The 23,182-nt window shown below is 67.8% G+C and carries 24 protein-coding genes and 1 pseudogene; 11 read left to right on the top strand and 14 right to left on the bottom strand.

The genetic code is table 11. From position 1 onward, the window contains the following. Positions 1-7: 7 nt before the first annotated feature. The 8 genes and pseudogenes from WFH23_RS14125 to WFH23_RS12315 all read right to left on the bottom strand — a co-directional run. Positions 8-349: pseudogene (locus tag WFH23_RS14125) on the bottom strand (amidase family protein); the annotation flags it as partial. Between the two features lie 58 nt (positions 350-407). Continuing rightward, positions 408-1,826 (bottom strand): purine-cytosine permease family protein, encoded by a 1,419-nt coding sequence (locus WFH23_RS12345; protein WP_200330283.1) that lies wholly within the window; start codon positions 1,824-1,826, stop codon positions 408-410. A 33-nt stretch (positions 1,827-1,859) separates the two neighbouring features. Continuing rightward, the gene (locus WFH23_RS12340; RefSeq protein ID WP_200330285.1) at positions 1,860-2,630 is read right to left on the bottom strand and encodes an SDR family NAD(P)-dependent oxidoreductase; all 771 of its coding nucleotides are present in this window, start codon (positions 2,628-2,630) and stop codon (positions 1,860-1,862) included. A gap of 135 nt (positions 2,631-2,765) precedes the next feature. Continuing rightward, positions 2,766-4,256, bottom strand: coding sequence for an aldehyde dehydrogenase family protein (locus WFH23_RS12335; protein ID WP_336662735.1), 1,491 nt, complete (start codon positions 4,254-4,256; stop codon positions 2,766-2,768). After that, the gene (locus WFH23_RS12330; RefSeq protein WP_336662734.1) at positions 4,253-5,713 is read right to left on the bottom strand and encodes an MFS transporter; all 1,461 of its coding nucleotides are present in this window, start codon (positions 5,711-5,713) and stop codon (positions 4,253-4,255) included. The genes WFH23_RS12335 and WFH23_RS12330 overlap by 4 nt, the downstream gene beginning before the upstream one ends. Before the next feature lie 82 nt (positions 5,714-5,795). Then, positions 5,796-6,947: a M20 family metallopeptidase gene (locus WFH23_RS12325; protein WP_336662733.1), complete on the bottom strand. Its 1,152-nt coding sequence runs from the start codon at positions 6,945-6,947 to the stop codon at positions 5,796-5,798. Next, the gene (locus WFH23_RS12320) at positions 6,940-7,617 is read right to left on the bottom strand and encodes a DUF1028 domain-containing protein (protein WP_336662732.1); all 678 of its coding nucleotides are present in this window, start codon (positions 7,615-7,617) and stop codon (positions 6,940-6,942) included. The genes WFH23_RS12325 and WFH23_RS12320 overlap by 8 nt, the downstream gene beginning before the upstream one ends. A gap of 4 nt (positions 7,618-7,621) precedes the next feature. After that, entirely contained in the window at positions 7,622-8,044 is a 423-nt protein-coding gene (locus WFH23_RS12315; RefSeq protein WP_090146444.1) for a Rid family hydrolase, read from the bottom strand. A 160-nt stretch (positions 8,045-8,204) separates the two neighbouring features. Here WFH23_RS12315 and WFH23_RS12310 point away from each other — a divergent pair, with 160 nt between their 5' ends. Both WFH23_RS12310 and WFH23_RS12305 read left to right on the top strand, forming a co-directional pair. Continuing rightward, complete coding sequence (locus tag WFH23_RS12310) at positions 8,205-9,116, top strand: LysR family transcriptional regulator (protein ID WP_200330298.1); 912 nt, start codon at positions 8,205-8,207, stop codon at positions 9,114-9,116. 218 nt (positions 9,117-9,334) lie between these two features. Continuing rightward, positions 9,335-10,660, top strand: a complete 1,326-nt coding sequence (locus WFH23_RS12305; RefSeq protein ID WP_336662730.1) for a flavin-containing monooxygenase — start codon at positions 9,335-9,337, stop codon at positions 10,658-10,660. 114 nt (positions 10,661-10,774) lie between these two features. Here WFH23_RS12305 and WFH23_RS12300 read toward each other — a convergent pair whose 3' ends face one another. From WFH23_RS12300 to WFH23_RS12285, 4 genes are all read right to left on the bottom strand, one after another. Then, the gene (locus WFH23_RS12300) at positions 10,775-11,077 is read right to left on the bottom strand and encodes a Dabb family protein (RefSeq protein WP_090146438.1); all 303 of its coding nucleotides are present in this window, start codon (positions 11,075-11,077) and stop codon (positions 10,775-10,777) included. A gap of 42 nt (positions 11,078-11,119) precedes the next feature. After that, on the bottom strand, positions 11,120-11,413 hold the full coding sequence (locus tag WFH23_RS12295; protein ID WP_211649976.1) for a glutaredoxin family protein: 294 nt from the start codon (positions 11,411-11,413) through the stop codon (positions 11,120-11,122). 113 nt (positions 11,414-11,526) lie between these two features. Then, a complete protein-coding gene (locus tag WFH23_RS12290) occupies positions 11,527-11,625 on the bottom strand; it encodes a 30S ribosomal protein bS22 (RefSeq protein WP_005504750.1) in 99 nt (32 codons plus the stop codon). Positions 11,626-11,740: 115 nt separating this feature from the next. After that, on the bottom strand, positions 11,741-12,205 hold the full coding sequence (locus WFH23_RS12285; RefSeq protein WP_090146433.1) for an ArsR/SmtB family transcription factor: 465 nt from the start codon (positions 12,203-12,205) through the stop codon (positions 11,741-11,743). Positions 12,206-12,429: 224 nt separating this feature from the next. Here WFH23_RS12285 and WFH23_RS12280 point away from each other — a divergent pair, with 224 nt between their 5' ends. Next, complete coding sequence (locus WFH23_RS12280) at positions 12,430-13,803, top strand: TrkH family potassium uptake protein (RefSeq protein ID WP_090147381.1); 1,374 nt, start codon at positions 12,430-12,432, stop codon at positions 13,801-13,803. Then, positions 13,796-14,461 carry a potassium channel family protein gene (locus tag WFH23_RS12275; RefSeq protein WP_176698264.1) on the top strand — a complete coding sequence of 222 codons (666 nt, stop codon included), beginning with the start codon at positions 13,796-13,798 and terminating at the stop codon, positions 14,459-14,461. The genes WFH23_RS12280 and WFH23_RS12275 overlap by 8 nt, the downstream gene beginning before the upstream one ends. A gap of 6 nt (positions 14,462-14,467) precedes the next feature. On the opposite strand, the gene proC is transcribed toward WFH23_RS12275, so the two are convergent. Then, positions 14,468-15,331 (bottom strand): pyrroline-5-carboxylate reductase, encoded by an 864-nt coding sequence (gene proC, locus WFH23_RS12270; protein WP_336662728.1) that lies wholly within the window; start codon positions 15,329-15,331, stop codon positions 14,468-14,470. Between the two features lie 136 nt (positions 15,332-15,467). Here proC and WFH23_RS12265 point away from each other — a divergent pair, with 136 nt between their 5' ends. The 5 genes from WFH23_RS12265 (at position 15,468) to WFH23_RS12245 (ending at position 20,617) form a co-directional block, all read left to right on the top strand. Then, the gene (locus tag WFH23_RS12265) at positions 15,468-16,430 is read left to right on the top strand and encodes a cation diffusion facilitator family transporter (RefSeq protein ID WP_200330306.1); all 963 of its coding nucleotides are present in this window, start codon (positions 15,468-15,470) and stop codon (positions 16,428-16,430) included. Between the two features lie 179 nt (positions 16,431-16,609). After that, a complete protein-coding gene (locus WFH23_RS12260; RefSeq protein WP_336662726.1) occupies positions 16,610-17,746 on the top strand; it encodes an ABC transporter substrate-binding protein in 1,137 nt (378 codons plus the stop codon). A 95-nt stretch (positions 17,747-17,841) separates the two neighbouring features. Continuing rightward, a complete protein-coding gene (locus tag WFH23_RS12255; protein WP_336662724.1) occupies positions 17,842-18,687 on the top strand; it encodes an ABC transporter permease in 846 nt (281 codons plus the stop codon). Then, the gene (locus WFH23_RS12250; protein ID WP_336662723.1) at positions 18,684-19,526 is read left to right on the top strand and encodes an ABC transporter permease; all 843 of its coding nucleotides are present in this window, start codon (positions 18,684-18,686) and stop codon (positions 19,524-19,526) included. Before WFH23_RS12255 ends, WFH23_RS12250 begins: the two co-directional genes overlap by 4 nt. Continuing rightward, on the top strand, positions 19,523-20,617 hold the full coding sequence (locus WFH23_RS12245; protein ID WP_336662721.1) for an ABC transporter ATP-binding protein: 1,095 nt from the start codon (positions 19,523-19,525) through the stop codon (positions 20,615-20,617). Before WFH23_RS12250 ends, WFH23_RS12245 begins: the two co-directional genes overlap by 4 nt. Positions 20,618-20,951: 334 nt before the next feature. Here the strand turns inward: WFH23_RS12245 and WFH23_RS12240 are convergent, their stop codons facing one another. Next, complete coding sequence (locus WFH23_RS12240; RefSeq protein ID WP_200331087.1) at positions 20,952-21,386, bottom strand: nucleoside deaminase; 435 nt, start codon at positions 21,384-21,386, stop codon at positions 20,952-20,954. A gap of 56 nt (positions 21,387-21,442) precedes the next feature. Between WFH23_RS12240 and upp the strand changes: the two genes are divergently transcribed. Further along, positions 21,443-22,081, top strand: coding sequence for a uracil phosphoribosyltransferase (gene upp, locus WFH23_RS12235; protein ID WP_090146417.1), 639 nt, complete (start codon positions 21,443-21,445; stop codon positions 22,079-22,081). A 370-nt stretch (positions 22,082-22,451) separates the two neighbouring features. Then, the gene (locus tag WFH23_RS12230; protein WP_090146412.1) at positions 22,452-23,147 is read left to right on the top strand and encodes a winged helix-turn-helix domain-containing protein; all 696 of its coding nucleotides are present in this window, start codon (positions 22,452-22,454) and stop codon (positions 23,145-23,147) included. Positions 23,148-23,182: the final 35 nt, after the last annotated feature.

Genomic DNA, 23,182 nt, shown 5'->3' with positions numbered 1-23,182 from the left:
TCGACGTGACGCCGAGTGCGAGCTCGTGCATGCCCGTCTTGCCGATCAACACCGCACCTACAGCGCGAAGCGCAGCGACCGCCGGGCTCTCTGCAGTGCCCGACGTGCCGAGCAACGCCGGAGTATTCGCGGTGGTCGGGAAGCCGCGCGCTTCGAGATTGTCTTTCGCTGCGAAGGGCACCCCGGCGAACGCGGCTCGGGGATGAGACAACTGCGGCGCCGACTCCGCCACGGCGATGAAACTTCGAAACGGGTCATGCCGAGCCCGCTCGAGCGCGTGCAGCACGAGCACGCCGTCTTCGCCCGTCGACCGGGTGAGCCCGTCGCCGGCATCCGCAATCGTACTCATCAGCGCTCCCTGGCTCGAGGCCGCCCGCCTCCGGCGGCCTCGAGCGGATTCGATCGGCTCAGACCTCGACCGGAATGCGACGTTCCGCCTGGCGGCGTTCCACAGCGCGCTGCGCGAAGAAGTAGATCGGGCAGATCACGATGAGCCCGACGATCCACGAGATATCGACATCACCCAGCGCGGCTCCGATGGGACCGGTGTACAGCGCCGTCACCATGAATGGGATCTGGATGACTGCGCCGAGGACGTAGCAGCCGATCGCCACCCAGTTGAATCGGCCGTAGATGCCGCCGTCCTGTTTGAAGAAGTCGGCGACGCGGTAGTCGCCGTGCTTCAGCAAGTAGTAGTCCACCAGGTTGATCGCCGTCCACGGCACGAGCACGTACAGCAGCAGGGCGAGGAAGTTCGAGTAGTACACGAGGAAGTTGTCGGCCCCGATGAGCGCGAGGCCGAGCGCGATCGCGAAGATGATGACCGCCGTCACTGCACGGGTCTTTGCACGCGGCGTCCACGAGGGCTTGAACGACTGGACGACGGTGAGCGTCGACAGCACGCCGCAGTACAGATTCATGGAGTTCGTCGCCGCGACGCCCAAGGAGAAGATGCCGACGATCACGACGGTCACCGGCTGGAGCAACTGTCCCATTCCTTCGACCACGTTGTCCGGGTTCATTCCGGCGGCGAGCAGCTTCGCACCCACGAGTGCGCCGAGGATCATCGGCAGCGTCGCGCCGAGCACGCAGCCCCAGTAGGAGGCCCAGAACGCCGCCTTCGGGCCCGTATCGCGGGGGAGGTACCGCGAGTAGTCGGAGACATAGGGCGCGTAGGCGATCTGCCAGAGAGCCGCTACCGAGACGGTTCCCATGAAGCCGCCCCAGCTGAAGCCGCCCACGACGCCGAAGTCGCTCCCCGTCGCCGACATCGCGAGCAGCACGAATGCGACCACGAGCGCGATACCGGAGACGATGCTCAAGATCTTCGTATAGGCGTGGATCAGGCGGTATCCGTAGATCGTCGCGATGACGCTCACGATGCCGATGATGATGATGCCGGCGTTCACCGGCAGCCCGGGAATGATCGTGGAGAGCGCCTGGCCTCCGAGTACGAGGTTCGCCGCGAAGAAACCGACGTACATGAGCACGGTCACGATCACGACGAGAAGTGCGCCGTACGATCCGAACTGGCCACGCGTCTGCACCATCTGCGGAACGCCGAGTTGAGGCCCCTGCGCTGAATGGAGCGCCATGAAGACGGCGCCGAGGAGGTTGCCGATCGCGACGGCGATCACCGCGCTCCAGAAGTCGAGCCCGAACACCGTCGTGCTGAGGGCGCCGGTGACGATCGTGAGCACCATGATGTTCGAGCCGAACCAGATGGTGAAGAGGTCACGTGGTTTGCCGTGACGCTCGTCGAGGGGGATGGGTTGGATCGTTTTGTCTTCGATCGTGGGAACGTGAGGTTGCGACGTTGCACTCATGGTTGCTGGCTTTCTCCAGTGGCTGCTTCCGACCTACTTGGTCAGGAAGCCGCCGTCGATGGGAAGTGAGACCCCGGTGATGAATGCAGCGTCATCGGAGAGGAGGAACGTGATTCCCGAAGCGATCTCCTCGGGCTGAGCGAGCCGTCCGAAGGGGATGGGCGCGGCGAGTTCTGCCTTCGCAGTTTCGAGCGCGGCGCCTTCGACGCCGAGAAGACCCGCGATGAGCGGCGTATCGCAGTCGGACGGGAGCACCGCGTTGACGCGCACGCGATCCTGCGCGTGCTGCACCGCCATCTGGCGCGTGAGGTTGATCACCGCGCCCTTCGAAGCGGCGTACCCGCACTCATCCGGGTTTGCAACCATGCCGAAGACGGACGCGATGTTCACGATCGAGCCGCCACCCGCTGCGATGATGCGGGGAATGGCGTACTTGCCGGTGAGGAAGATGCTCTTGACGTTGATCGCCATGGTCTTATCCCATGCGTCCTCAGTGCAGTCGACGACGCCGCCTTCGCCGAGCGCCACCCCGGCGCAGTTCACCACGAAGTGCACGGCATCGTACGCGTCCACGAGGCGTTCGACTCCTGCCTCGACCTGCGCCGCCGACGTGACATCGGCGACCACGGCGATCGCTTCGCCACCACCGGCCACGATTTCCTCGACGACTGATTGAGCCGCCGCTTCGCGCAGGTCAACGACGCCGACCTTCGCGCCCTCCCGCGCCAGGCGGAGCGACACCTGCCGCCCGATGCCCGAGCCTCCGCCCGTGACAAATGCAACCTTTTCTGCCAGACCGTTCATGTTCGTTTCCTCTTCTGCTGTGTTGAATGCCGCGTCGACATCGGTTCGCACTTCGGTGTGAAGTGGCCTCTGACGCGTTCACTGGTGTGTTCCGGTGCGATCGTGTCGTGAATCACCTGGCGCGGTCCACGGTGCTCACCCCCACTGCAGCCACGTCGTCTTGTAGTCGGTGTAGTTCTCGAGCGCGTGCACCGACAGGTCTCGCCCGAAACCGGACTGCTTGAATCCGCCGAAGGGGGTGGTGAAGCCGAGTGCGTCGACGGTGTTGACGGAGACGGTGCCGGCCACCAGGCGCTGCGACACCCGGTGCGCCCGCGAGAGACTTCCCGTCCAGAGCGAGGCCGCGAGGCCGAACGCGGTCTCGTTCGCTCGCGCGATCGCTTCGTCTTCCGAGTCGAACGGTGTCACGACAGCGACGGGTCCGAAGATCTCTCGCGTGTGCACCTCATGGTCGGCCGGCACGTCGGTCACGATCGTCGGCTCGATGAAGGCGCGCGAGCCGTTGATCTCGGGCCGGGTGCCGCCCGCGGCGATCCTGCCGTCGGTGCGGGCCCGTTCGATCGTCGCCCACACCTCGTCGGCGTGCCTCTCTGAAACGAGCGAACCGATTCCCGACGCAGGATCCAGCGGGTCACCGGGCGCGTACGCCAGAGCCGCTTCTGCGTAGAGCGCGAGAAATTCTTCGTAGACCTCCCGCTCGACGAAGATGCGGGAGTTCGCCGAGCAGACCTCGCCCTGGTTGTAGAAGCTTCCAAAGGCGGCCTTCTCGGCTGCAGCGCGCAGGTCGTCGCAGTCGGCGAAGATCAGATTCGAGCTCTTGCCCCCCGCTTCGAGCGCGAGTCGCTTCATGTTCGACTGCCCGGCGTACTGCTGCAGCTGTTTGGCGACTTCGGTCGAGCCGGTGAATGCGAGCATATCGACGTCCTCGTGCCGACCGAGCGCACGTCCCACGGTGGATCCGCGCCCCGTGACGACGTTCAGCACTCCGGCGGGGATGCCGGCTTCGATCGCGAGCTCGGCGAGCAGCAGCGTCGAGTGCGAGGCCTCCACCGGAGGCTTGACCACGACCGAGTTCCCTGCGGCGAGCGCGGGAGCGAGCTTCCACGTCGCGATCTCGAGCGGATAGTTCCACGCCACGATCACCGCGATGACGCCGAGTGCTTCGCGCGTCACCAGCGCGGTCGACCCCGGCGGCGTGACCGGGATCAGATCCTCCTGCTTCTCGATGGCCTCGCCGTAGAAGCGGTAGAGGGCCGCGGATCCGGGTGCGTCGATCGACGCGGACTCGCGCACCGGCTTGCCCATGTCGAGAGAGTCGTAGAGCGCGAATTCATCTGCCCGCGCTTCGATCAGCCGCGCGAGTTCGAGGAGGCGTTCGCGGCGGAAGCCGGCGCCGGCCCGCGACCACGCTCCCGACTCGTAGGCGGCCCTGGCGGAGGCGACCGCGGCGTCGACCTCGACGTCGCTGCACGCGTGAATCTCCGAGAGAGCGGCGCCGGTGGCTGGGTTCGTCTTGGTGATGGTCTCACCGGTGCTCGCGGCGACTCTCACGCCGTCGATCACCGGTCGGCCATCGAATTCGAGTGCGGCCGCGGCTGCCTGCCACTCTGCGAGGGTTCTGGTCATGACTGGTCTCCTTCGATGCGGGTGCTGGAAGTGCCGGGGGTGCCGGAATTGCCGGGGATGCTGGAAGTGCTGGGGGTGCTGGAAGTGCTAGCAGTTCCGGAGGTGCGAATATCGGGGATCGTCACGGTCGCCGTCTCGAGATCCTGCGCTTTGAGCAGCGGGATGCCGCGGGTCTCGGGCAGGCTGAGCACCGTCACGACGCCGACGAGCCCGACTCCGACGAGGAAGTAGCCGGGGACGAGCTGATCGCCCGTTGTGTCGATGAGCCAGGTCAGCAGGTACGGTGCGGTGCCGGCGAACAGTGCCGCCGTGAGGGCGTAGGCGATCGAGAGGCCCGTCTGCCGCGTGCGGGTCGGGAAGAGTTCGACGACGGTGACGGCGTGGGTGCCGAGCACGATGGCGAGGATCAGGGCGAGCCCGAGCGTCGAGACGAATGTCGCCCACGGCGCTGGGTCGTTCATCAGCATGAACAGCGGAACGGAGAGCACCGTGAGCGCGACCGCGGCCGTGAGCAGCACCGGCTTGCGTCCGACGCGATCCGATGCGATCCCCGCGAGCGGCACGACGATGAGTCCGAGCGCTGAGGCGAGCGTCGAGAGAAGCGCCGCGTTGCCGGCATCGATGCCGACGGTCACCTCCTGGTACGTGAGCAGATAGACGAGCACGACGTAGAACGTGACGTTCATGAAGGTCTCCATGCCGCAGGTCTGGATGAACTCCTTGAAGTTGCGCTGGAACACCTCCTTGACGGGGGCGTGCGAGACGGTCTCGAGCTCCTGCAGCTGCTGGAACTCGGGGGTGTCCTCGATCTTGCGGCGGATGTAGAGGCCGATGAAGCCGAGCGGCACCGTGATGAGGAACGGGACGCGCCAGGCCCAATCGGCGATCTGCTGCTGATCGAAGGCCAGGTTCAGCAGGAACACTGCGAATGAGGCGAGCAGGAACCCGAGGAGGCTGCCGAACTCGAGCCAGCTGACGCCGAAGCCTCTGCGCTTCGCCGGCGAGAACTCGCCGAGGAAGGCTGCAGCGCTGCCGAACTCGCCGCCGGCAGCCAGCCCCTGCACGATGCGCGTCGCGATAAGCAGGATCGGAGCCAGGATGCCGATCGTGGAGTACCCGGGCAGCAGCCCGAGCACGAGCGTCGAGAGCGCCATCGCGAGGATCACGATCGAGAGGGTCTGCTTGCGGCCGAGTCGATCGCCGAGCCGCCCGAAGATGATGGCGCCGATCGGGCGCACGAGGAAGGAGACCGCGAAGACGGCGAAGGTCGCGAGCAGGCCGGCGGTCGCACTCTCCTCGGGGAAGAAGACGGAGGCGATGGTGCCCGCGAGGTAGGCGTAGACGGCCCAGTCGAACCAGTGCACCAGCACGCCGATGGCGCCGGCGGCGACGCTCTTGCGCAGGCTCTTCTGGTCGACGAGGTCGCTGAGCTCTCGAATGGGTTCGGAGGTCGACATTGACGGTTCCTTTACTCCTGGATGTGGTGTTTCGCGGTTCGCGGGCGTTCAGCGCCTGCGGGGGCGCCGGTCGGGCTGCGGCCTACGCGGAATGCCCGCGCGTACGGGCGACGTCGAGGGCCGTCCACGCCAGCGCGGTGGCGCCGTCGCGGAGGGTCTGCTCGGCGATCGGCCCGACGCACGCGTCGGCGAAGGCCGGCTGGTGGTTGGACGCCGCCCCGCCGACTCCGATGTAGGGGTGGATGGCGTCGACGACGGCTGAGACATTGCCCATGTCCGTGGAGGCGCGATTCATCGTGGCCGCCTCGGGCGGGACGTCGAAGTCGCGGCCGAGTGCGACGGCATTGGCTCGGTAGACGGCGAGCGCCTCCGCATCGGTGCGCATCTCGGCGTATCGCTTGCTCTCCGGGGTGACGGTCAGCTTCGCGCCGGAGGCGAGCGCGCCCGCCTCGAAGCACCGCAGCACCCGCGATTCGAGTGCGAGCAGCTGTTCCATCGTCTCGGCGCGCACGTACCAGCGCCCCTCCGTGCGTTCGGGAATCGCGTTCGGCGCTTCGCCTCCGCGCGTCTGCACCCCGTGCACGCGCACGCCGGAGGGGAGTTGCTGACGCAGGAGTGCGATCGCGGTCTGGGCGATGATGAACGCGTCGTTCGCGTTCACCCCGCGCTCGGGATACGCGGCGGCGTGCGCCGCGACGCCGTCGAACTGCACGTGCCAGTGCGCGACGGCGAACGGACGCGCCTCGGCGACATCGACGGGTGCCGGGTGCGCCATGAGCGCGAGGTCGAGCTCGGTGAACGCCCCGCGCTCCAGCAGCTCGATCTTGCCACCCCCGCCCTCCTCGGCCGGCGTGCCGATCACCTCGACGGCGATCCCGAGCTCATCGGCGACCGCTGCCAGCGCGATCGCGCCACCCGCCGACATCGCGGCGATCAGATTGTGCCCGCAGGCGTGCCCGAGCCCCGGAAGCGCATCGTACTCGGCGAGGAAGCCCACGGTGAACCCGGCGGACTCCGGATCGCCGAGCGTCGCTCGGAACGCGGTCTCCAGGCCGAGATACGGCTGCTCGACCGCGAATCCGTGAGACGCGAGCACCGCGGCGACCGCTGCCGACGAGCGGTGCTCCTGCCATCCGAGTTCGGGGTCGCCGTGCAGACGATTCGAGAGTGCGACGAGATCGTCGTCGATGCGCTCCCGCTGCGCGACGATCCGCTGCTTCAGTGCGTCACTCATCGCCGGGCACCCCGTACGACGGTGCGGCTGCCGGGTCGAGCCCGCGGTTCACGTACGCGTCGCGCTGCGGCAACCACTCGTCGAGTGCGCGCCCGAGCTCGGCGATCGGGTCGTCGGACCAGTCCACCCGGAGATCCGTGACCCGCCAACCTGCATTCGCGACGACGGAGATCCCGGCGGAGTGCACGGGACCGGCCTCGCCGCCTGCGGCGATCGCCGCCTGGAGCGCTGCGAGCAGCCGCTCTTCGATCGAGCCGTGCGATGTCAGCGCCGTCTCGACCAGCGCATCAAGCACGTCGAGGTTCGCCAGCATGTTGCCGCCCGCGACGGCGTTCTCGCGCTCCGTCGCCCCGAAGATTCCGAGCGCCCGCTCCCCCGAGTGGACGGCGGTTCTGCCGTCGGCGTCGAGCACGAGCAGCTGGCGGTATGCGATCGAGGTCTGGTCGGTGGAGGAGACGACCGCCGAGAGCGCCTCAGCGGCCGTCGCCCCCGCGCGGAGCTGCTCGATGATCCGGTGCCCGAGCCGCGGGTCGGTGACGTTCTGCGAGTGCGCACCGCCGATGCCGTCGGCGAGGTTCACGCACCGGGCCGCCACGGCGGGGGACGACGACGAGATGGCCGATCCGAATTCTCCCGACTCGGGATCGCGCAGCAGCAGTGAGAAGGTCATGCGCTCACCGCTCGCTGAGCACGGCGGTCGCGTCGATCTCGACGAGCCACTCCGGGCGGGCGAGCGCTTGCACGACGATGCCCGTCGAGACGGGGTAGACGCCTGTCAGCCACCTGCCGACGGTGCGGTACACGTCTTCGCGGTATCGCGGATCGATGATGTAGATGGTGACCTTCACAATGTCTTCGAGGCGGCTCCCCGCTTCGTCGAGCAGCATCTTGATGTTCGACATCGCCTGCTCGGTCTGCGCGACGACATCGCCGATGCCGACCGATTCCCGGGTGTCGAGATCCTGACCGATCTGCCCGCGCAGGTAGACCACCCCGCCCGCGACGACGGCCTGGCAGAGATCGTTGTCGAGATTCTGCTCGGGGTACGTCTCTTTGGTGTTGAACTTGCGCAGGCGCACGTGCGTCGTTTCCGTCACAGGATCCTCCTCGTCGAGTGGCGCTCTCACGCCCGGCTTTCCCCCATTCTTCGAGCGAATCCGGTATCTGTAAAATAGCTAAAAGTTACTCACCATATCTATTCATCAGATCGACTGTGGCGGCGAGAACGCTTCGTTCGTTCGAGCAAGGAGGCCCGACATGGTGCAGCGGTTCCCGATCACCCTCACGCAACTCGTCTATTTCGCCGAGTGCGCCAAGACCCTCAACATGACGGCGGCCAGTGCCGAGCTGCATGTCGCGCAATCGGCGGTCTCGACGGCGATCACGCAGCTCGAGCGCTCCCTCGGCGCCTCGCTGTTCATCCGTCAGCACTCGAAGGGGCTCATCCTCACGACGGCCGGCGAGACGCTGCTGCGCGACGCGCACCACCTGTTCGGCACCCTCAACGACACGATCGATTCGATCCGCTCCGACCAGCGCGAGGTGCACGGCTCCATCACCATCGCCTGCTTCAAGACGCTCGCGCCGTTCGTGCTTCCGCGCCTGCTCAGCTCGGTGCGCGAGACGCACCCGGGGCTCGACGTCACCGTCTTGGAGGGCGATCACTCGGAGTGCCTGGCGGCGCTCCGCGACGGGAGGGCCGAGCTCGCCGTCACCTACGACCTCCCGAGCGGGGACGGCATCGAGAACACCCTCGTCGCGGAGTTCCGGCCGCACGTGATCCTCGCACGCTCCCACCCGCTCGCGCAGCGGGAACGGATCGCACTCGCGGAACTCGCCGACGAGCCGTTCGTGCTGCTCGATCTGCCGAGCAGCAGCGACTACTTCGTCCGGATTCTCACCGATGCTGGCATCTCCCCGAACCTCAGATACCGGAGCACGAGCTACGAGACCGTTCGCTCGATGGTGGCCATGGGCCTCGGCTTCTCCATTCTCAACCAGCGCCCGCGTACCGCGCAGACGTACGCCGGGGCCGAGATCGCCGCCGTCGAGATATCGGACGACGCCGCGGGGCTCACGATGGAGGTGTCGTCGCTCGCGCAGGTGCGGCGATCGAGCCGCGCGCGCGCCGTCGAGGAGGCGATCGGAGCCCTGTTCTCCCCGAACTGAGCCTCCCTCGCCCCGCAACCGGGGCATCCCCAAATCCGATGCTCTCCCTGGGATCGATCTACTGCGGTGATCGAGTGTACCGCGAACGTGTATTGGCCAGATGCTCATCTCGTGAGGTTATCTGAGAGGCACCCGGGCAAGGATCTCGCCCGGAGCGTCTCGGGGCGTTGCACCCGAAACGCGTCAGCAGCGAAGCGATGCGAGTGGAGAAGTAACGTATGACGAGCCAGCAAATCGAGGCCACCGAAGTCCTCGTCGTCGGCGCCGGCCAGGCCGGAGTAGCCATGAGTGAACACCTGTCCCAGCGGGGCATCGCGCACATCGTGCTCGAACGGCGTCGCATCGCCGAACGCTGGCGCTCAGAGCGCTGGGACTCGCTCGTCGCCAACGGCCCCGCCTGGCACGACCGTTTCCCCGGCCTGGAGTTCACCGGCGTCGATCCCGACGCGTTCGCACCGAAGGAGCGCGTAGCCGCGTACTTCGAGGAGTACGCGGAGCGCTTCGAGCTGCCGATCCGCACCGGCGTGAACGTGACGAACGTCCGCAAAGCCTCAGGGGCGCCCGGCTTCATCGCCGAGACATCGGCCGGTCCGATCCGGGCGCGCTACGTCGTCGCGGCGACCGGCGCATTCCAGAATCCGTCCATCCCGCCGCTCGTGCCGAGCGATGCGGGCGTGCATCAGATCCATTCGAGCGGATACCGCAACCCGGAGCAGCTGCCGGACGGCGGTGTGCTCGTCGTCGGCGCCGGTTCCTCCGGAGTGCAGATCGCCGACGAACTGCGGCGATCCGGCCGCGACGTCGCACTTGCCGTTGGCCCCCACGACCGCCCGCCTCAGCGCTACCGCGGCCGCAACTTCGTCTGGTGGCTGGGCGTGCTCGGCAAGTGGGAGGCCTCGGCACCGCCGCAGGGCGCCGAGCACGTGACGATCGCGGTGAGCGGAGCGAACGGTGGCCGCACGATCGACTTCCGCGAGCTCGCCGATTCGGGAATCACGCTCGTCGGCCGCGCGAACGCCTTCTCAGACGGCGTGCTGCGCTTCGGCACCGATCTCGCCGCGAACATCGCGCGCGGCGACGACAACTACCTGTCGCTGCTCGACGAGGCGGACGCGTACATCGAGCGCAACGGACTCGATCTGCCGGAGGAGCCTGAGGCGCGTGCGTTCGGGCCCACTCCGGAGTGCGTCGCGAATCCCATTCTCGAACTCGACCTCGCCGCTGCGGGGATCACCTCGATCGTGTGGGCGACCGGCTTCACCGTCGACTACTCCTGGCTCGAGGTCGATGCGTTCGACGAACGCGGTCGACCGGTGCAGCAGCGCGGGGTGTCCGTCGAGCCCGGCGTCTACTTCCTCGGCATACCGTGGCAGTCGCGCCGCGGGTCGAGCTTCATCTGGGGCGTCTGGCACGACGCGAAGTACCTGGCCGACCAGATCGAGATTCAGCGCGGCTACGTCGCGTACGAGGGAGACTCGTACCCGGCCGATGCCGACTCCCTGCCCACGCACCCGGCCCCTCCCGAGATCTCGTACGCAGGATAGAGCCTCGGTACTCCGACCGGGTCTCGGCGCTCCGACACGGCGTCGGCTCGAGGACCGGGCGTCGGCTCGACGACCGGGCGTCGGCGGAACGCACGCGGACGTGCCGGCCGACGCTCAGATCGTGAAGTCGCTGGCGGCCCTGGCTGTGGCGATGCCCTTCACCAGGTCGATCACCGGCAGGTGCTCGGGGTGCGACGCGTACTCGGCGAGCCCCGCCTCATCGTCGAAGTCGGCGATGAGCGTCACGTCGTAGTTCGCTCCGTCGAACAGCTCATTGCGATGCACGGAGAGCGCGCGCACCGAAGGCACGAGATCTCGGAGCGGCTCGATGGCGGCGATGGCCCGAGCAGCGTGCGCGTCGCGCTCCTCCCGGGTCTCTCCGGCGAACTTCCAGCTGACGATGTGGCGCAGTGCCATGGGGACTCCTCGGGTTGCGAACGTACGGTCGGGGATACGGGGCTATCGGCGACGCAGCGCACGCAGCGGATTGCGGGCGGCCTTCGTCACGGCGGCGGCGAGGCGATCCGGATCGACGCGCCAGATCGCGTGACGTCGCCCGTCGATCTGCACCACCGGGATGTGCTCGGCGTGCAGCTCGGCGAGGGCCGCGTCACGAGTGATGTCGTGCTCGTCGAGCGTCGTCGCGACGCCGGCTGCATCGAGCCGCTCGCGCACCTCCTCGACGACCAATCGAGCGTCGTCGCACAGGTGACAGCCCGGCTTGCCGATGAGGGTCAGGCGTACGGCAGACATGATGCGTCGAGTCTACGCGCACCCAGAACGGTCTGACATTCCGGGCACGAGAAAGGCGCCGACCCGGGATGGGCGGCGCCTTTCATCGATCCGCCGTCTTCTGACGGCGTCGACTACTTCTTGTTGCGACGCTGGTGACGCGTCTTGCGAAGCAGCTTGCGGTGCTTCTTCTTTGACATGCGCTTACGACGCTTCTTGATTACTGAACCCACATTAACCTCACAACGTCTCTCGGGCCGCTGGGAGTCGGGGCCCATAAAACATAGATCTTACCTGGCGTCGGCCGCAGATGCGAACCGAGCGGTGCGAGCGGCCGCCTCGAGCCGCTCAGCCGCGCAGTTTGAATCGCGCGACAAGTTCTTTCACCCGGTGCTCTGCACGCGCCGCAGCCCGGCCGATCCGCTCTGCTGCTGCGGTCGCCTCTTCGGGCAGCACCTCGTCGAACTCATCGTGCTCGCCTGGCCCGTGCACGCGCTCACCGCTCTCCGACAGGTACTCCACCGTCACTTCCGTCTCGAACCCGGCCGAGAGGAAGGGGATCACGAAGTCCTCCACCATCTCGAGCGGCTCGGGGTCGAGCGAGTAGAACCGGTGCTGCCCTTCTTCGCGCACGACCACGAGTTCGGCCTCGCGCAGCACTTTGAGATGCTTCGACACGGTGGGCTGACTGATCTCGAGCCTGCCCACGATTTCAGACACGCTCATCTCGGCCTGCTGCACATGCTTCTCGAGCAGCGCCTGCAGAATGTCGCGCCGGGTCGCGTCGGCGATGACTCCGAAGATATCTGGCATAGGCACCAGAGTAGTGGGAGGAGCCCGGATCTGTCCCGGCCCGCGAGCGCCATGCGCACGTGTCGCGCTCATGAGGACTCCGGGATGTGTACCATGACAGCATCGAGTCGAGGCCGCGTCATGCTTCGACTCTCACCATCGCCCCGAAAGCAGGAGTCGTGAGGACACGCGCTGCGAGCGCCCGGTTCACCGGAGCGCTCTCGCTGAAGTCGTGGATCGGAAGCCTGATCCATTCGTCGCCTGCACGTGTGGCGCTTCTGGTGTTCACCGGCTTGATCCTGGTCTGGACGGCGCTCCTCTCGCTTCCGATCGCGAGCAGCACGCGCGAGGTCACCCCGCTCGCCGACGCCCTCTTCACCGCGGTATCGGCCATCTGCGTCACCGGGCTCTCCACCGTGGATATGGCGACGCACTGGTCGCTCTTCGGCGAGCTGCTCATCCTCGGCGGCCTGCAGATCGGCGGCATCGGCGTCCTCACGCTGGCGAGCATCCTAGGCCTCACCGTCACTCGTCGGTTGGGGCTGCGCTCGCGCCTGCTGGCCGCCGGAGACACGAACCCGATGCGCATGGGGCGGGACGTGTCCGAGAGCCAGGCCGTCGGCCTCGGCGAGATCGGCGGCCTCCTGGCCGCGGTCGCGACGAGTCTCGTCGTGATCGAGCTCGCGCTCACCGCGTTCATCACCCCGCGCCTCATCGCAGAGGGGTACACCTTCTGGCACGCGCTGTGGAACGGGTTCTACCTCGCCGCATCCGCTTTCACGAACACGGGGTTCGTGCCGCTTCCAGGCGGTCTCGAACCGTTCGCGACCGATACCTATCTCCTCAGCGTGCTCGCCGTCGGCGTCTTTCTCGGCAGCATCGGCTTCCCCGTCATCTTCGCCCTCTACCGCTACGTGGTGGGCGGGGGCTGGCGGGCGCACAAGCGGCTCGGGCTGCATGCGAAGCTCACGCTGACGACGACGCTCCTGTTCGTCGTCTTCGGGTGGATCGCGATCGCGGGGCTCGAATTCAACAACACCCGCACCCTGGGCTCCCAGGGGCTCGGCGACACGCTCTTCAGCTCGGTCTACATGTCGGTGATGACGCGCTCAGGCGGGCTCGGAGTCATGGACCCGTCCGACATGAACGGGTCGACGCTGCTGGTGATGGACATGCTGATGTTCGTCGGAGGCGGATCTGCCTCCACGGCCGGCGGCATCAAGGTCACGACGATCGCCGTACTGTTCCTCGCGGCCTATGCCGAAGCGCGCGGGTACAAGGACATGCAGGCCTTCGATCGGCGCATCCCCAACGAAGTGCTGCGCGTGGCCGTCTCCGTGCTCATCTGGGGCGCGACCATCGTGCTCGCGGCCTCCGTCGCGATCATGCATCTCACTCGAGAACCGCTCGACATCGTGCTGTTCGAGGTGATCTCGGCGTTCGGCACCTGCGGCCTCTCGACGGGCCTCTCCAGTGAGATCGATGACCCGGGCAAGTACATTCTTGCCGCTACCATGTGGGCAGGCCGCGTGGGAACCGTTACGCTGGCGGCGGCTGTCGCAGCGACGAGCCGCTCACGCATGTTCCGCCTCCCCGAAGAAAGGCCGATCGTTGGTTGATATTCGCAGTGATGCCCCGGTGATCGTCATCGGTCTCGGGCGCTTCGGCGCTGCCACCGCCGGGCAGCTCGATCGTCAGGATCGCGAAGTGCTGGTCGTCGACACCGACCCCGGCCTCGTGCAGAAGTGGGCCGACCGCGTCACGCACGCGGTGCAGGCCGACGCCCGCTCCATGGAGGCGCTCAGGCAGATCGGCGCGGACGAGTTCCAGATCGCGGTCGTCGCCACGGGCGCTTCGATCGAGTCGAGCGTGCTGATCGCGGCGAACCTCGTCGACCTCGGCGTCCCGCAGATCTGGGCGAAGGCGATCTCGCTGTCGCACGGCAAGATCCTGGAGCGCATCGGCGTGCACCACGTCATCTACCCCGAGCGCGAGGCCGGCGAGCGGGTCGCGCACTTGTTGAGCGGCAGCATGCTCGACTTCATCCAGTTCGACGACAACTACGTCATCGCGAAGATGTACCCGCCGCGGTCCATCCGCAATCGCTCCCTCAGCGACAGCGGCGTGCGCACGCGCTATCGCGTCACCGTCGTCGGCGTGAAGACGCCGGGGCAGCCCTTCACCCACGCGACGCAGGACACGATCGTCTCGCGTCACGACCTGATCATCGTGAGCGGCACCGCCGCAGACGTGGAGCGTTTCGCCGCGATCGGATAGCCCGGCTCACTCCCCCCGCTCGATCTCCTCTGAGCGACGGATGTTGGCGGCGAGCGCACGGTCGAAGAGGTCGGCCCAGCCACCGCGCTGGAGTTCGAGCACGGCCTGCTCGGTCGTGCCCTTCGGGCTGGTGACCTTCCGCCGGAGCGTCTCGGGGCGTTCGTCGCTCTGCGCCCACAGCTGGGCTGCGCCCACGATCGTCTGCTTGACGAGTGCGCGAGCCTGATCCTCGTCGAATCCCGCGCGTTCCGCTGCCGCCGTCATCTCCTCCGCGTAGAGGAACAGATAGGCCGGGCCGGATCCCGACACCGCAGCGACGGCGTTGATCTGATCCTCGCGCACGACCAGCGCTTCCCCTACTGTGGCGAACATGCGCTGCACGAGCGCGACGTGCTCCGAGGTGGCCGAGGCGCCGCCTGCGATGCCCGTTGCCCCGAGGCCGACGGTCGATGGCGTGTTCGGCATCGCCCGCACCACGGGCACCCCCTCGGGCAGCTCGGCCTCGATCGCGGAACTCGGCACGCCGGCGGCCACGCTCACCACGACCGCGCCCGGTTCCAGGTCGGCGGCGATCTCGCGCACGACGTCGCGCATCATCCACGGCTTGACGCCGAGCACGACGAGCTCGGCGCCGCGCACGGCGCGCCGGTTGGCGTCCGGATCCCGCTCCGACGACGTCGCCGTCACGTCACTCGCGTCGGCGAAGGCCCGCGCGCTCGCCTCGGATTTCGTCGTCACGACGATCGGGCGCTCGATGTCGACGTCGGGTGCGCGCAGGCCCTCGAGAATCGCGCCTCCCATCGAACCGACACCGATCATCGCGGTGCGAGGCAGGCGGGCAGTGGTACGGGGAGCTGTCGATTCGTCCATGCCCCCAGTGTATGGAGCACCTCCGACAGAATGAGACGTTGACCTTGTCCGTTTCCATACCGTCCCGACGCGGGGTCCGGCATAGACTTGGGCCAGCAATTCGGACACTCGAGGTCCATCATGGGAGGCATCTGGAATGAGCGCGTCAGGCGGCAGCAAGGCGATCATCGCGGCGTTACTCGCCAACTTGGGAATCGCGGTGACGAAGTTCATCGCGTGGGCGTTCTCGGGCTCCTCCTCGATGCTCGCAGAGGGCGTGCACTCGCTCGCCGACTCGGGAAACCAGGTACTGCTGCTCGTCGGCGGCAAGCGAGCGCAGCAGAAGGCCGATAAGGAGCACCCGTTCGGCTACGGTCGCGTCAGATACGTCTACGCCTTCGTCGTCGCGATCGTGCTCTTCTCGATCGGCGGCGTCTTCTCCGTCTACGAGGGCGTGTCGAAGATTCAGCACCCCCACGCGCTCGAGGTGTGGTGGCTCCCGCTCGCCGTGCTCCTCATCGCCATCGTGCTCGAGAGCTTCTCGCTGCGCACCGCGGTGCGGGAGAGCCGGCCGCACAAGGGGACTTCGAGCTGGTTCCAGTTCATCCGCCGATCCAAGGCGCCGGAGCTGCCCGTCGTGCTGCTCGAAGACCTCGCCGCACTGCTCGGTCTGGTGTTCGCGTTCATCGGCGTCGGCCTCACGGTACTCACCGGCAACGGGCTCTTCGACGGCATCGCAACCGTCGCGATCGGCGTGCTGCTCGTGGCCGTCGCCATCGTGCTCGGCATCGAGGTCAAGAGCCTGCTGGTCGGCGAGGGCGCGAACGACGACGACGTCGCCAAGATCGAGGCGGCGCTCCTCAAGTCGCAGGACATCATTCGCATCATCCACATGAAGACCCTCTATCTCGGCCCCGACGAGTTCATGGTCGGCGCGAAGGTCGACATCGCCCCGACGAAGACCATGAACGAAGTCTCGGTCATCATCAATCTCGCCGAGCGACGCGTGCGCGAGGCCGTCCCCGCCGCACGCGTCATCTACATCGAACCCGACGTCTACCTCGACCCCGATGCCGCCACACTGTCGACGAGCTCGATCGTCATGCTGTCGAGCGACTGACCGCCCGATCCGCGCTCCTGCTGCATCGGGTGCACGCACCGTTCACCCAGCAGCCACCGCGTAGCTCCGTCCCGGCCACCGCGCACTTCTAGCGTGGGGTCTCGGATCGGCCGCCCCTCACGGGCGAGTCCGCACGCGCCTCCCGGCGATCCGAACCCCATCTGTTGGAAGGAACACCCGTGACCTCTCGCGCTATTGTGCGCTCCGCCGCCGTGATCACCACCCTCCTCATCGGCGGCTCGCTCGCCGCCTGCTCCACGGCGAGCAACGCCGAAGGCGGATCGAGCTCATCGACCGACGCAGCCACCGCCACCAGCGCCGAAGACTTCGGCGGCATGGATGCACTCGTGGCCGCGGCGCAGGAGGAGGGCGAGCTCAACGTCATCGCGCTGCCAGAGACCTGGGCCAACTACGGCAAGATCATCACCGGCTTCGAAGACAAATACGGCATCACCGTCAACTCGGCGTCGCCCGATGCATCGAGCGCCGAGGAGATCCAGGCCGCGGAGAACCTGCAGGGGCAGGACACGGCGCCCGACGTCTTCGACCTCGGCACCGCGGTGGCGCTCGACAACCTCGACAAGTTCGCGCCCTATCAGGTGGAGACCTGGGACGACATTCCCGCAGGCAACAAGGAGTCGACCGGCCTCTGGGTGAACAACTACTCGGGGATCATGTCGATCGGCTACGACGCCGACGCGCTCGCCGAGCCGAAGGCGCTCGACGATCTGCTGGATGCGGAGTACCAGGGATCCGTCGTGCTCAACGGCGACCCGACGCAGGCCGGTGCGGCGTTCGCCGCCGTCGGCTCGATCTCCGCGCTGAACGGCGGAGGCGTCGACGACTTCGGCCCCGGCATCGACTTCGTCTCCGAGCTGCGGGACGCGGGCAACCTGCTGACCGTCGACCCGACGCCGGCGACCATCGCCTCGGGCGAGACGCCGCTGGTCTTCGACTGGTCGTTCAACAACATCGCGGCCGCCGCTGACAAGCCCAGCTGGAAGACCACCGTGCTCGAAGGGCCAGCGTACGTCTCCTTCTACAACGAGGCCATCAACAAGGACGCCCCCAACCCCGCTGCCGCCCGGCTGTGGCAGGAGTGGATCTTCTCCGACGAGGTGCAGAGCCTGTACCTCGAGGCGAATGCGGTTCCGGTGCGGGCCGACGCGCTGCAGCAGGCCGGTTCCGTCGACGAGTCGCTCCTCGAGGCCGCCACGTTCGGCACGAGCAGCGACGACTGGATCACCCCGACCGAAGACGACACGGCCGCCGCCAACACGCTCCTCGGGGAGCGCTGGGCCGACGCCATCAAGTAGTCCCCGATCCGTGCGGTGGGGGCGCGATCAGCCCCCACCGCACGCGTGCGTCTGCACCATCGTCATCTCAGTTCGGCCGACCGCCCGGAGCCCACGTGAAACGCCTCATCTCGCTGATCGGGCTCGCCCCCTTCACCGTCTACATCCTGCTGTTCCTCGCCGTACCCACGATGCTCGCCGTGGGCAGCGGCTTCACCGATGATCAGGGATTCACCCTCGCAAACCTTCAGGTGCTCACCGCGCCGGCGACACTCAGCGCTTTCGGCGCGAGCGTCGGCGTCAGCTGCATCACCGCCGTGGTCGGCGCCCTGATCGGAGCGATTCTCTGCTGGGCGCTCGCCGGGCTCCCGGAGAACGGACCGCTCCGACGCGTCATGGATGCTGCGAGCTCCGTGCTGGCTCAGTTCGGCGGCGTCATGCTCGCCTTCGCCTTCGTGGCGACGATCGGCATCCAGGGGCTCGTCACGGTCACCCTCCGCGATCGCCTCGGCGTCGACATCTACGCCGAAGGGGTCTGGCTGTACGAACTGCCCGGGTTGATCCTGCCCTACCTCTACTTCCAGGTGCCGCTGATGGTCATCACCTTCCTGCCAGCCGTCGTCGCCCTGCAGCCGGGTTGGGCTGAAGCGGTCGCGACGCTCGGCGGCAACAGCTTCAGCTACTGGTGGCGGATCGGCCTGCCCGTACTCGCCCCCGCGTTCCTCGGCTCGCTGCTCCTGCTCTTCGCGAACGCGTTCTCGTCGTATGCCACGGCGGCCGCACTCATCAGCCAGGGCGCGCAGATCGTCCCGTTGCAGATCCGCGCGGCACTGATCGGTGAGACCGGCGGATCGAACTCAGCGACTGCCGGCGTACTCGCGCTCGGCATGATCGTCGTGATGACCGTCGTGATGCTCGCCTACGGCAGACTCATGGCCCGTGCGGGGCGGTGGCAGCGATGAGCACGCGCATGCCCGGTCGCCCGTCACGAGGCGTCGCCTACGCCGTCGTCGGCGTCATCGGACTCGTCTTCCTCATTCCGCTTTTCGCAATGCTCGAGTTCACGCTGCGGCAGACCACCGGCGGGTACGGCCCCGACCACTGGCTCGCGCTCTTCGACCCCGATAACGTCCGCGCGTACCGGCCGCTGTTCCAGGGCCTCGGCAACTCCTTCCTCCTCGCCGCCCTCACTCTCGTGATCGTGCTCGGCGTGTTCTTCCCGACCGTCGTGCTCGTGCACCTGAGGTTTCCCCGACTCGAACGAGCGCTCGACCTCCTCACCGTGCTGCCCATCGCGATCCCCGCCATCGTGCTCGTCGTCGGGTTCGCGCCGATCTACCGCGCACTCGGCTCCGTCGTCGGCTCCGGAGCATGGACCCTCTCGCTCGCCTACGGCGTGCTCGTCCTCCCCTTCGCCTACCGAGCGATCAACTCGGACCTGCAGGGCATGGACGCCCGCACCCGCGCCGAGGCCGCCCGGTCGCTGGGTGCCGGATGGGGCACCGTTCTCGTGCGGATCGTCACGCCCGGAGTGCGGCGCGGGCTGCTCGGGGCATCGCTCCTCACCATCGCGATCGTGCTCGGCGAGTTCACCGTGTCTTCACTGCTCAACCGCGTCACGCTCCAAACGGCGCTGCTGCAGATCTCGAAGTCGGACCCGTTCGTGGCCGTCGCGGTATCGTTGCTCTCGCTGGTCGGCGCCTTCCTCGTTCTTCTCCTCGTCAGCAGCACCGGGGGCGCTCCGCGCCGTCGCACGCGACGCGGTTCCCGCTCGAACACTTCCCAGGAGTCCTCCTCATGAACGGCACGATGACCCAGACCCGATCGGGCGCCGCCGTGCGCCTAGAACAGGTGACCAAGGCGTACGGGGCGACCACCGTGCTGCACGGCATCGACCTGGCGCTCGAACCCGGCGAACTCGTCTGCCTGCTCGGCCCGTCGGGCTGCGGGAAGACGACGGCGCTGCGCTGCATCGCGGGCCTCGAAGACGTGACGTCCGGGCACGTGCGCATCGGCGACGACGACGTGACCGGCGTGCCAGTGAACCGACGCGACATCGGCATGGTCTTCCAGCAGTACTCGCTCTTCCCCCACCTGACCGTGGCGCGCAACGTCGAGTTCGGGCTCGGCATGCGCAAAGTGCCGAAGGCCGAGCGCGTCGCACGCATCGGCGAGATGCTCGAGATCGTCGGGCTGACCCACCTCGCGGAGCGCTTCCCGCACGAGCTCTCCGGCGGGCAGCAGCAGCGCGTCGCCCTGGCGCGCGCGCTCGTCACTCGCCCACGGGCACTCCTGCTCGATGAGCCGCTCTCGGCGCTCGACGCCAAGGTGCGGGTGCGGCTCCGCGAGCAGATCCGCATGATCCAGACGGACCTCGGCATCACGACCGTATTTGTCACGCACGATCAGGAGGAGGCGCTCGCCATCTCCGACCGGGTCGCGGTGATGGAGGGCGGCAGGATCGCGCAGCTCGGCACCCCCGAAGACCTCTACCGCCGGCCGGCGTCGCCCTTCGTCGCCGACTTCGTCGGGCTCTCCAACCAGCTCGAGGCGACGCAGGAACGGGAGCTCGTCAACATCCGCGGCGCCCGACTCCCGACGATCGCTCCGGCGGGAACCGGTACGACCGGCGTGGCCGGCGCCCGAGTGGTGGCGTATGTGCGCCCCGAGCACGTGCGGCTCGCGGCAGAGACTCCGGGATCCTTCGCCACGCCGCTGAGCGGGGTCGTGCTGTCGAGTGGGTTCCTCGGGCCCATTCGCCGTACCGTCGTGCAGTTCGACGACGGCACCGAACTGGCGTCGCAGCACGCGGCGGACGAGTCGTTCCGCGCAGGAGACCGCGTCGTCGTGTCGTTCGCCGCCGAACCGGTCACGGTCGCGCCCAGCGTCTGACGGGGCCCGGGGCGGCTCGGCGCCTCCGCCTCCTACTGAGCCTCCGCCTCCGCCACCGCCACGCGGGTCACTTTGGGAGAGTGTTGCGCCGCGCGACCGCGCCGACACCCTCCCAAAGTGACCCCGCTGGCCGTGAGATGCGGGGCGCCCCGGCGCGGCACCCCGCCCACTGCCGCGGGAGCGGGGGGGGGGGGGGGGGGGGGGGGGGGGGGGGGGGGGGGGGCCCCCCGCCGCCCCCCCGGCGCCGCCGGGGGGGGGGGGGGGGGGCCGCCCCACCCCCCCCACCTGCCCCCCCGCTCGCAGAAGGTGTGCGCGGCGCGGCGCCCGCGCGCCGCTAGCGGCGGCGCTCGAAGAAGGCGCGGAGCAGCGCGGCGCACTCGTCGGCGCGCACCCCTCCCACCACCTCAGGCACCGCGTGCGGCAGTCGCCCGTCGCGCAGCAGATCGTAGACACTGCCGACAGCACCGGCCTTCTCGTCCCAGGCTCCGATCACGACGCGCTCGATGCGCGCAGCGAGGATCGTGCCGGCGCACATGACGCAGGGCTCCAGCGTCACGACGAGCGTGCAGCCGTCGAGCATGCGACTTCCACGCGCAGCTGCCGCCTCGCGAATGGCGAGCACCTCGGCATGGCCCGTCGGATCCGGCACCGACTCGCGGGCGTTCCCGCCCGCACCGATGACGACCCCGTCGGCATCGAGCACGAGCGCTCCGACCGGAATCTCGCCCGCATCGAATGCCTCGCGCGCCTGGTGGAGCGCGAGTCCCATCGACTCGAACTCGGCGCGCGATGGGGGGATGGGGGTCACGCCAATAGAATAGGTCCATGCGAGTCTTCGTTGCGGATCATCCCCTCATCACCCACAAGCTCACCGTGTTGCGTGACACGAAGACCTCCCAGCCGACGTTCCGGCTCCTCATCGAGGAGCTGATGACGCTCCTCGCCTATGAGGCCACGCGCGAGGTGCGCGTCGAACCGCACGCGATCGAGACGCCGGTCGCGCCCACGACGGGCGTGAAGCTCAGCGAGCCGCTCCCGCTCATCGTCCCGATTCTGCGCGCCGGGCTCGGAATGCTCGAGGGCATGGTGAAGCTCGTCCCCACCGCCGAAGTCGGATTCCTCGGCATGGCACGCGACGAAGAGACGCTGCAGCCCACGACGTACGCCGAGCGGCTGCCCGATTCGCTCGCCGGGCGTCAGTGCTTCGTGCTCGACCCGATGCTCGCGACGGGAGGATCACTGGCGGCAGCGATCAAGTTCCTGTTCGATCGCGGCGCCGACGATGTGACGGCGATCTGCGTGCTCGGCACCCCTGAGGGCGTCGAGGCGATCAAGCAGGCAGCGGGCGACCGCGAAGTGACGCTGGTGCTCGGAGCGCTCGACGACGGCTTGGACGAGCACGCGTACATCGTCCCCGGCCTGGGCGACGCCGGCGACCGCCTGTACGGCACCGCCGACCACTGACCCGGCCGCGCGACCGCTCAGTTCTGCTGCATCCGCAGCTTCCGCTTGACACTCGGAGCAATGCTTTGCTTAACTTGCGGTTATGCATGAGACCATTCGTCCCCAGTCCGCCTTCGAGGTGAACTTTGGGAATCCCGGCATGATGATGGCCGGGCAGAGTGTCATGCGTTGTCGAATGTGGATGTGAACGTCTTCTAGCAGTACGTCCACCCCGCGACATCTTCCCGTCGCCGCGATCTCGGGTCGCCGCTTCCACTGAGACTCCTCGGAAGCGCCGCCCGCTTCGCCCGCACCACTGGCCGGTCACCGGCCTCCGTGTTCCGCGCACCGGTGCGCCGAACCGCATTCGACAGCCTCGAAGGACATCATCATGAACGCCACCACCCAGACCCTCCGCGCCGCTCGCCCCGACCTCGCCGCAGATCTCTCGCCGCAGCAGACCTCAGAGCGCCGCGTTCCCGAAGGCACCGAGGTGCGCGGTTTCGCACTCTACGTCGGCCTCGCCGACGACAAGATCGCCGACGGCGACCCGAAGCTCGGCGCCATCGTCACCCGCATCAAGCAGCTCGTCGCCGAACTCGCTCCGGCGGCCGAAACCTACGCAGCCGTCGCCCTCGCCCCGGAGCAGACGGGCGGTCGTGACGTCGACGTCGTGCGCCTCGCGCTCGGCGACCCCGCAGCTGTCGCCCGTCAGAAGCAGCACGAAGCGGAAGAGCAGGATCACGCTGCGAGCGGCGTGATCCTCGATCTGTCGCGGAAGCGCGTCCTGCTCGACAACGTCACTGCCGCGCTCACGTTCCGGGAGTTCGAACTGCTGCAGTACCTCGTGCTGCGCGAGGGGCGCACGATCAGCCGGGAGGAGCTCATCTCCGCGCTGTGGAGCGAGGGCACCGACGAAGAGGTGCCCAGTGAGCGCACCATCGACGTGCACATCCGCCGTCTCCGGGTGAAGCTGGCGCAGTACCAGGACATCGTGCGCACGGTGCGCGGCACCGGATACCGCTTCGACCGTCACGCTGACGTCGCGATCCTCCACACGGCGGCACCGAGCCCCGACGCTTTCTGAGCCGCACCGCACGAGTTCACCGCACGGGTTCACCG

The sequence above is a fragment of the Leucobacter sp. USHLN154 genome, from assembly GCF_037145595.1.
Taxonomy (GTDB): domain Bacteria; phylum Actinomycetota; class Actinomycetes; order Actinomycetales; family Microbacteriaceae; genus Leucobacter; species Leucobacter alluvii.
This window is presented reverse-complemented; position numbering and strand designations above follow the sequence as displayed.

What these genes read in the sequence shown, in the direction of transcription:
- WFH23_RS12345 (WP_200330283.1), bottom strand. Translation starts at nt 1,826, where the DNA reads ATGAGTGCAACGTCGCAACCTCACGTTCCCACGATCGAAGACAAAACG.
- WFH23_RS12340 (WP_200330285.1), bottom strand. Translation starts at nt 2,630, where the DNA reads ATGAACGGTCTGGCAGAAAAGGTTGCATTTGTCACGGGCGGAGGCTCG.
- WFH23_RS12335 (WP_336662735.1), bottom strand. Translation starts at nt 4,256, where the DNA reads ATGACCAGAACCCTCGCAGAGTGGCAGGCAGCCGCGGCCGCACTCGAA.
- WFH23_RS12330 (WP_336662734.1), bottom strand. Translation starts at nt 5,713, where the DNA reads ATGTCGACCTCCGAACCCATTCGAGAGCTCAGCGACCTCGTCGACCAG.
- WFH23_RS12325 (WP_336662733.1), bottom strand. Translation starts at nt 6,947, where the DNA reads ATGAGTGACGCACTGAAGCAGCGGATCGTCGCGCAGCGGGAGCGCATC.
- WFH23_RS12320 (WP_336662732.1), bottom strand. Translation starts at nt 7,617, where the DNA reads ATGACCTTCTCACTGCTGCTGCGCGATCCCGAGTCGGGAGAATTCGGA.
- WFH23_RS12310 (WP_200330298.1), top strand. Translation starts at nt 8,205, where the DNA reads ATGGTGCAGCGGTTCCCGATCACCCTCACGCAACTCGTCTATTTCGCC.
- WFH23_RS12305 (WP_336662730.1), top strand. Translation starts at nt 9,335, where the DNA reads ATGACGAGCCAGCAAATCGAGGCCACCGAAGTCCTCGTCGTCGGCGCC.
- WFH23_RS12300 (WP_090146438.1), bottom strand. Translation starts at nt 11,077, where the DNA reads ATGGCACTGCGCCACATCGTCAGCTGGAAGTTCGCCGGAGAGACCCGG.
- WFH23_RS12295 (WP_211649976.1), bottom strand. Translation starts at nt 11,413, where the DNA reads ATGTCTGCCGTACGCCTGACCCTCATCGGCAAGCCGGGCTGTCACCTG.
- WFH23_RS12285 (WP_090146433.1), bottom strand. Translation starts at nt 12,205, where the DNA reads ATGCCAGATATCTTCGGAGTCATCGCCGACGCGACCCGGCGCGACATT.
- proC (WP_336662728.1), bottom strand. Translation starts at nt 15,331, where the DNA reads ATGGACGAATCGACAGCTCCCCGTACCACTGCCCGCCTGCCTCGCACC.
- WFH23_RS12265 (WP_200330306.1), top strand. Translation starts at nt 15,468, where the DNA reads ATGAGCGCGTCAGGCGGCAGCAAGGCGATCATCGCGGCGTTACTCGCC.
- WFH23_RS12250 (WP_336662723.1), top strand. Translation starts at nt 18,684, where the DNA reads ATGAGCACGCGCATGCCCGGTCGCCCGTCACGAGGCGTCGCCTACGCC.
- WFH23_RS12245 (WP_336662721.1), top strand. Translation starts at nt 19,523, where the DNA reads ATGAACGGCACGATGACCCAGACCCGATCGGGCGCCGCCGTGCGCCTA.
- WFH23_RS12240 (WP_200331087.1), bottom strand. Translation starts at nt 21,386, where the DNA reads ATGGGACTCGCGCTCCACCAGGCGCGCGAGGCATTCGATGCGGGCGAG.
- upp (WP_090146417.1), top strand. Translation starts at nt 21,443, where the DNA reads ATGCGAGTCTTCGTTGCGGATCATCCCCTCATCACCCACAAGCTCACC.
- WFH23_RS12230 (WP_090146412.1), top strand. Translation starts at nt 22,452, where the DNA reads ATGAACGCCACCACCCAGACCCTCCGCGCCGCTCGCCCCGACCTCGCC.